The sequence below is a fragment of the Pseudomonas sp. HMWF021 genome, assembly GCF_003061005.1.
Lineage (GTDB): Bacteria > Pseudomonadota > Gammaproteobacteria > Pseudomonadales > Pseudomonadaceae > Aquipseudomonas.
In genome coordinates, this window is the sequence record NZ_QAIK01000070.1 from 1,987 (window position 1) to 8,254 (window position 6,268).

At 62.2% G+C, this 6,268-nt stretch carries 8 protein-coding genes and 1 pseudogene; 6 read left to right on the top strand and 3 right to left on the bottom strand.

Features of this window, described 5'->3' with window-relative positions:
* The 3 genes from cysT to DBR18_RS10220 form a co-directional block, all read left to right on the top strand.
* A partial coding sequence (gene cysT / locus DBR18_RS10210) for a sulfate ABC transporter permease subunit CysT (RefSeq protein ID WP_256588662.1) occupies positions 1 to 531 on the top strand: 531 nt, incomplete at its 5' end.
* 12 nt (positions 532 to 543) lie between these two features.
* On the top strand, positions 544 to 1,416 hold the full coding sequence (gene cysW, locus DBR18_RS10215; RefSeq protein WP_007952817.1) for a sulfate ABC transporter permease subunit CysW: 873 nt from the start codon (positions 544 to 546) through the stop codon (positions 1,414 to 1,416).
* A gap of 3 nt (positions 1,417 to 1,419) precedes the next feature.
* Positions 1,420 to 2,409 carry a sulfate/molybdate ABC transporter ATP-binding protein gene (locus tag DBR18_RS10220; protein ID WP_007963490.1) on the top strand — a complete coding sequence of 330 codons (990 nt, stop codon included), beginning with the start codon at positions 1,420 to 1,422 and terminating at the stop codon, positions 2,407 to 2,409.
* An 89-nt stretch (positions 2,410 to 2,498) separates the two neighbouring features.
* Here the strand turns inward: DBR18_RS10220 and DBR18_RS10225 are convergent, their stop codons facing one another.
* Positions 2,499 to 3,026, bottom strand: a complete 528-nt coding sequence (locus DBR18_RS10225) for a DUF962 domain-containing protein (RefSeq protein ID WP_108590227.1) — start codon at positions 3,024 to 3,026, stop codon at positions 2,499 to 2,501.
* Between the two features lie 82 nt (positions 3,027 to 3,108).
* Here DBR18_RS10225 and DBR18_RS10230 point away from each other — a divergent pair, with 82 nt between their 5' ends.
* Complete coding sequence (locus tag DBR18_RS10230) at positions 3,109 to 3,786, top strand: Crp/Fnr family transcriptional regulator (protein WP_108590228.1); 678 nt, start codon at positions 3,109 to 3,111, stop codon at positions 3,784 to 3,786.
* A 147-nt stretch (positions 3,787 to 3,933) separates the two neighbouring features.
* Here the strand turns inward: DBR18_RS10230 and uraH are convergent, their stop codons facing one another.
* Together uraH and DBR18_RS10240 are read right to left on the bottom strand one after the other, a co-directional pair.
* Positions 3,934 to 4,344: a hydroxyisourate hydrolase gene (gene uraH, locus DBR18_RS10235; protein WP_108590229.1), complete on the bottom strand. Its 411-nt coding sequence runs from the start codon at positions 4,342 to 4,344 to the stop codon at positions 3,934 to 3,936.
* Positions 4,345 to 4,355: 11 nt separating this feature from the next.
* Positions 4,356 to 4,841 (bottom strand): heme-binding protein, encoded by a 486-nt coding sequence (locus DBR18_RS10240; RefSeq protein ID WP_108590230.1) that lies wholly within the window; start codon positions 4,839 to 4,841, stop codon positions 4,356 to 4,358.
* 136 nt (positions 4,842 to 4,977) lie between these two features.
* On the opposite strand from DBR18_RS10240, the gene DBR18_RS10245 reads away from it, so the two are divergent.
* On the top strand, positions 4,978 to 5,658 hold the full coding sequence (locus tag DBR18_RS10245) for a heavy metal response regulator transcription factor (RefSeq protein WP_108590231.1): 681 nt from the start codon (positions 4,978 to 4,980) through the stop codon (positions 5,656 to 5,658).
* Positions 5,648 to 6,268: pseudogene (locus tag DBR18_RS10250) on the top strand (two-component sensor histidine kinase); the annotation flags it as partial. The gene DBR18_RS10245 and the pseudogene DBR18_RS10250, both read left to right, overlap by 11 nt.

Here is a 6,268-nt window from a genome sequence, read left to right on the forward strand (position 1 = left end):
GCGATGATCGACCTGCCGTTCGCCCTGCCAACCGCCGTTGCCGGTATTGCGCTCACCGCGCTGTACACGCCGACCGGTCTGGTCGGCCAGTTCGCCGCCGACCTCGGTTTCAAGATCGCCTACACCCCGTTGGGCATCACCCTGGCGCTGACCTTCGTGACCCTGCCGTTCGTGGTGCGCACGGTGCAGCCGGTACTGGCCGATATCCCCCGTGAAGTCGAAGAAGCCGCCGCCTGCCTCGGCGCGAAACCGTTGCAGGTGTTCCGCCATATCCTCCTGCCAGCGCTGTTGCCCGCCTGGCTGACCGGTTTTGCCCTGGCGTTCGCCCGCGGGGTCGGCGAGTACGGTTCGGTGATTTTCATTGCCGGCAACATGCCGATGAAAACCGAGATCCTGCCGCTGCTGATCATGGTCAAGCTCGACCAGTACGATTACACCGGCGCCACTTCCATCGGCGTGCTGATGCTGGTGGTTTCCTTCGTCCTGTTGCTGCTGATCAACTTGCTGCAGCGGCGCATCGAAACCCCATAAGGAGGCGCGAACATGTCCCAATCGTCTATTGCGGCCGCGTCCTCGGCCAACGCTGCGCGCCGTGGCAGTGCTACTTCGCGCAGAATCCTGATCGGTCTCGGCTGGCTGATCTTTTTCCTGTTTCTGGTGTTGCCGTTGTTCATCGTGGTGTCGCAGGGCCTGAAGAACGGCCTCGGCGCATTCTTCACGGCGATATTTGAACCGGACGCCCTGTCGGCGCTGAAACTCACGGTGATCGCCGTGCTGATTTCGGTGCCGTTGAACCTGGTGTTCGGCGTCAGCGCCGCATGGTGCGTGAGCAAATATTCGTTCCGCGGCAAGAGCATGCTGGTGACACTGATCGACCTGCCGTTCTCGGTGTCGCCGGTGATCGCAGGTCTGGTCTACGTGCTGATGTTCGGCGCTCAGGGCCTGTTCGGGCCGTGGCTGCAGGATCACGACATCCAGATCGTCTTCGCCCTGCCGGGCATCGTGCTGGCGACGATCTTCGTCACCGTGCCATTCGTGGCCCGTGAGCTGATCCCGCTGATGCAGGAACAAGGCACGCAGGAAGAAGAAGCCGCGCGGCTGCTCGGCGCCAATGGCTGGCAGATGTTCTGGCACGTGACCGTCCCCAACATCAAATGGGGCCTGATCTATGGCGTGGTGCTGTGTACCGCGCGGGCCATGGGTGAGTTCGGTGCGGTGTCGGTGGTCTCCGGGCACATTCGCGGGGTGACCAACACCTTGCCGCTGCACGTCGAGATCCTCTACAACGAATACAACCACGTGGCCGCGTTCGCCGTGGCGAGCCTGTTGCTGATCCTGGCGCTCTTCATCCTGCTGCTCAAGCAGTGGAGCGAAAACCGTATCAACCGCCTGCGCGCCAGCGCCGCGGAGGAATAATTCATGTCGATCGAAGTGCGTAACGTCAGCAAGAATTTCAATGCGTTCAAGGCGCTGGACAACATCAGCCTGGACATCCACAGCGGCGAGCTGGTGGCGCTGCTCGGCCCGTCCGGCTGCGGCAAGACCACCTTGCTGCGCATTATTGCCGGCCTGGAAACCCCGGATAACGGCAACATCGTGTTCCATGGCGAAGACGTGTCCGGCCACGACGTGCGGGATCGCAACGTCGGTTTCGTGTTCCAGCACTACGCCTTGTTCCGCCACATGACAGTGTTCGACAACGTTGCGTTCGGCCTGCGCATGAAACCGAAAAACCAGCGCCCGAGCGAAAGCCAGATTGCGACCAAGGTTCACGAGCTGCTGAACATGGTGCAACTGGACTGGCTGTCGGATCGCTACCCGGAGCAACTGTCCGGCGGTCAGCGTCAGCGTATCGCCCTGGCCCGTGCCTTGGCGGTGGAACCGAAAGTGCTGCTGCTCGACGAACCGTTCGGCGCCCTCGACGCCAAGGTGCGTAAAGAGCTGCGTCGCTGGCTCGCCCGTCTGCACGAAGACATCAACCTGACGTCGGTGTTCGTGACCCACGACCAGGAAGAAGCGATGGAAGTCGCCGACCGCATCGTGGTGATGAACAAGGGCGTGATCGAGCAGATCGGCTCACCGGGGGACGTCTACGAGAACCCGGCCAGCGATTTCGTCTATCACTTCCTCGGCGACTCGAACCGCTTGCTGCTCAGCGACGACAACCACGTGCTGTTCCGTCCGCACGAAGTGTCGTTGTCCAAACATGAGCTGGAAGATCACCACGCTGCTGAAGTGCGCGATATCCGCCCGTTGGGCGCGACCACGCGGGTGACGTTGAAGGTCGAAGGGCAGACCGATCTGATCGAGGCGGAAGTGGTGAAAGACCACGACAGCCTGATCGGACTGGCCAAGGGTGAAACCCTGTTCTTCAAGCCGAAGGTCTGGCAGAAAGTCGCCAGCCTCTAAAAATCAAAAGATCGCAGCCTGCGGCAGCTCCTACATTGGAATGCGTTTCCCCTGTAGGAGCTGCCGAAGGCTGCGATCTTTCAAGCGGCCTAAGCCGCCGCTTTGCCATTCGGATTGACCCGCACCACCCCCGCCCGCGCTTCGATCTGCGCTTTCAACTCATGGCGCATTCCCAACAGGAACGCCACTTCGGCCACCACAAACAGCGGCCCGACAATCAATCCGCTCACGTCATCGACAAACGCCGGTTTGCGCCCCTCGTAGTGGTGCCCGACAAACTGGATCACCCAGCCGATCACGAACATCGCCAACCCGCTGCTGAGCCAGACCATGGTGCTCTGCTGCGCCAGCGCATGTCCGGCCCAGATCGACAGGCCCATCAACAGCGTCATCAGAACGCCGAGCTTCAGTTCCAGGCGCAGGTAAAACCACGCCGACGCCAGCGCCAGCAGCACCGCCGGAGAGATCCACAAGCCGCCCAGTGACCATTCTGGCCGCGACAACAAAACCGCCACCGCCACCACAATCAGTGGGATGCCGATAAAGTGGCTGGCGATGTTGCGCGGGTCGCGGTGGTAGGCGGCGTATTGACTCAAATGATCGACGAGGCTTTTCATTGTTGTTCCTCCTGTAGGGTGAGAGCAGCTTGCCCCGGGTTCGGCGTTCGCTCTGTCAGGCAGGCGACAATTGGGAGTGTTCATGGATAAGCGTTCACAGCTGATGACCGGGCAATGGTTCAGTCATCTGCCGGCATCCTTTCAGGATAGTCTGCTGGCGGCGGCACGGGAGCGGCGGCTGGCGGCGGGGCAACGCCTGTTCCAGCGCGGTGATCCGCCCTGCGGTTTGTACGCGGTGCTTGATGGCGCGATCCGGATCGGGGCGGTGAGCGAGCAGGGCAAGGAGGCATTGCTGAGCCTGGTGGAGGCGCCGCACTGGTTCGGCGAAATCTGCCTGTTCGACGGCCAGCCACGTACTCACGATGCTTATGCCGTCGGGCCGTGCACGCTGTTGAATATCCCGCAGGCCACGTTGCTGAAAATCCTCGATGAGCAGCCGGTGTACTGGCGGCATCTGGCGCTGCTGATGAGCCAGAAATTGCGCCTGACCTTCATCAACCTCGAACAGTTGAGCCTGCTGCCGGCCCCGGCGCGTCTGGCCCATCGCCTGCTGATGATTGCCGAAGGCTACGGCGAACTCGACCCGCCGCGTCGGGTGCTGCAACTGCCGCAGGAGCAGTTGGCGTCGATGCTGTCGCTGTCACGGCAGACCACCAATCAGATCCTCAAGGATCTGCAGGGGCAGGGGATTATCGGGCTGGGGTATGGCGAAATCGAGATTCTCGATGCCGAGCGGTTGCGCGCCCTTGCCACACTCTAAAATTTCACACCGTTCCACTGTGGGAGCTGGCTTGCCAGCGATTGCGGTGCATCAGTCGACATGCGTGTTTGTCGAACTGACGCCATCGCTGGCAAGCCAGCTCCCACAGGGTTCTCAGCCAAACCACAGAACCTGAAGGAGTGCGGCTTACGAACCGCGATAGGTCGAGAAACCATACGGGCTGAGCAGCAACGGGATGTGGTAGTGCTGGTCAGTCTGCTTCACCTGGAAAATCACCGGAATCTCCGGGAAAAACGTCTCGCGCTTGTTCTTCTCGAAATACTCCCCGGTCTTGAACACCACCCGGTATTCGCCCGCCTCGAAAGGCTGTCTGGTCGGGAACAGTTCGGCGATACGCCCCTGCTCGTTGGTGGTGCCCTGGGCCAGTGGTTGCCAGTTCTGACCGACGTGTTTTTCCAGGGTCACGTTGATTCCGGGAGACGGCAGGCCGTTTTCCAGATTGAGCACGTGTACGCTCAGTGGATTACCGGCGGCCAGCGCCAGGCTGGAGAAGGCACTCAGGCCGAGTGCGGCGAAGGTCATGCGCAGGGTGGTCATGGTCAGTCTCCTTATTGGGAACGGGTGAGGGTCAGGCCGGCCTTTTCGGCGGCTTTGATGGCACAGCTTTCGTCCTGCTCGCCGCCGCCGGATCCGGCCACGCCCATGGCGCCGACCAGTTCATCAGCGGCGAACAACGGGATCCCGCCGCCGAGCAACAGCAGCTCATCGAGGGTGTTGAGGTTGGCGGTTTCCGGATTGCTGCGGGCGCGCTCGGCGAACAGCCGGGTCGGGGTTTTCGTCGACAGCGCGGTGTAGGCCTTGCGCTGGCTGGCAGCGGTGTTGTGCGGGCCGATGCCGTCGCCGCGCAGGGTCACCAGCAGGTTGCCGCCACGGTCGAGCACCGACACCGTACCGCTGCAATTGTTCAGTGCCGAGTCGGCCAGCAGGCGTGCGGTTTTCAGATCGAGGTCAGCGTGGCGCGGCAGTTCAGGGGCGGCGAAAACGCTGGCGCTGAGGCCGAGGGCGAGACTGACTGCGAGGTATTTGACGGTCATGGACAGGCTCCAAAAGCTAAGGTCGTCACCTTAATCGCCGCTCTTCGTCAGAACCCCGTCAGTCGGATTACAAGTTTGTAATGGGCAACCGGGCCGAAGGCGCCTAGCCTGTGTGCCTGATCAATCGAGGTGTGCCATGCGTTTGCTGGTCGTAGAAGATGAAGCCAAAACCGCGAACTTCCTGGCCAAGGGCCTGGGCGAGTCGGGTTTTGCCGTGGACGTGGCACTCAACGGTCTTGATGGGCGCTATTTCATCGAGCAGCAGGCCTACGACCTGATCATCCTCGACGTGATGCTGCCGGGCCTCAACGGCTGGCAACTGCTGCAACTGATCCGCCAGCGCGGCGCCACGCCGGTGCTGTTCCTGACCGCCAAGGATGCCATCGAAGACCGTGTGCGCGGCCTCGAACTCGGTGCCGACGACTATCTGCTCAAGCCTTTCGCCTTCGCCGAATTGCTCGCGCGGGTGCGTACGCTGCTGCGGCGCGGGCCGCTGCGCGAGGCCGAGTCCTACAGCATCGCCGACCTCGAGATTGATGTGCTGCGCCGTCGGGTCAGTCGCGGCGGCCAGCGCATTGCCCTGACCACCAAGGAATTTGCCCTGCTGCAACTGCTCGCCAGTCGTCAGGGCGAAGTGTTGTCACGCACGTTGATCGCCTCGCAGGTGTGGAACCTGAATTTCGACAGCGACACCAATATGGTCGAAGTAGCGGTGCGTCGCCTGCGGGCCAAGGTCGATGACCCGTTCATGCCGAAACTGATTCACACCGTGCGCGGCGTCGGCTATCAACTGGAAGCGCCTGACGATGCGCACTAGGTCGATCGCCTGGCGTCTGGCGCTGGCGTTCGCCGTGGTCTGCGCGTTGGTACTCAGTGCGATTGGCGTGTTCCTTTATCGCTCGCTGGCGTCGGAGATCGCTTACCGCGATGACCTGGCCTTGCTCGGTCGACTTGAGCAGGTACGCGCGTTGCTCGCTGACAGCGACAGCCTCGACGCCTTGCAGGCACGTCCGCGCCTGTACCAGAACATGCTCGGTAACCTCGACAGCCTGCTGCTGGTGCGGCGCGCCGATGGCTCGAACGTGATCGCGATCAACCCGCGTCAGCGCGAACTACCGCCATTGAACGCAATCCCGCGCGAGCAAATGCCACAGCGCCGCGATGTGATGACCTGGCCAGCACCGGACGGTGCCGGGCTGGCGCTGCTGTCCGGTGACGCGCAAGGGCCGAACGGCGAACCGCTGACGGTGATTGCCGGCAAGGTGCTGACCGAACGTGAACAGATGCTCGCCAGTTATCGCTTGCGCCTGTATCTGGCGGTCGGGCTCGGTGCGTTGCTGGCGTTCGCGCTGGGCCTGGTCCTGCTGCGCCGGGGGCTGCAACCGCTGCGACAATTGAGCGAAGCGGTGCGTGGTATTGATCTGCGC

Bases quoted from the DNA above. Each gene is read 5' to 3' on its own strand.
- cysW (WP_007952817.1), top strand. From the start codon at position 544: ATGTCCCAATCGTCTATTGCGGCCGCGTCCTCGGCCAACGCTGCGCGC.
- DBR18_RS10220 (WP_007963490.1), top strand. From the start codon at position 1,420: ATGTCGATCGAAGTGCGTAACGTCAGCAAGAATTTCAATGCGTTCAAG.
- DBR18_RS10225 (WP_108590227.1), bottom strand. From the start codon at position 3,026: ATGAAAAGCCTCGTCGATCATTTGAGTCAATACGCCGCCTACCACCGC.
- DBR18_RS10230 (WP_108590228.1), top strand. From the start codon at position 3,109: ATGGATAAGCGTTCACAGCTGATGACCGGGCAATGGTTCAGTCATCTG.
- uraH (WP_108590229.1), bottom strand. From the start codon at position 4,344: ATGACCACCCTGCGCATGACCTTCGCCGCACTCGGCCTGAGTGCCTTC.
- DBR18_RS10240 (WP_108590230.1), bottom strand. From the start codon at position 4,841: ATGACCGTCAAATACCTCGCAGTCAGTCTCGCCCTCGGCCTCAGCGCC.
- DBR18_RS10245 (WP_108590231.1), top strand. From the start codon at position 4,978: ATGCGTTTGCTGGTCGTAGAAGATGAAGCCAAAACCGCGAACTTCCTG.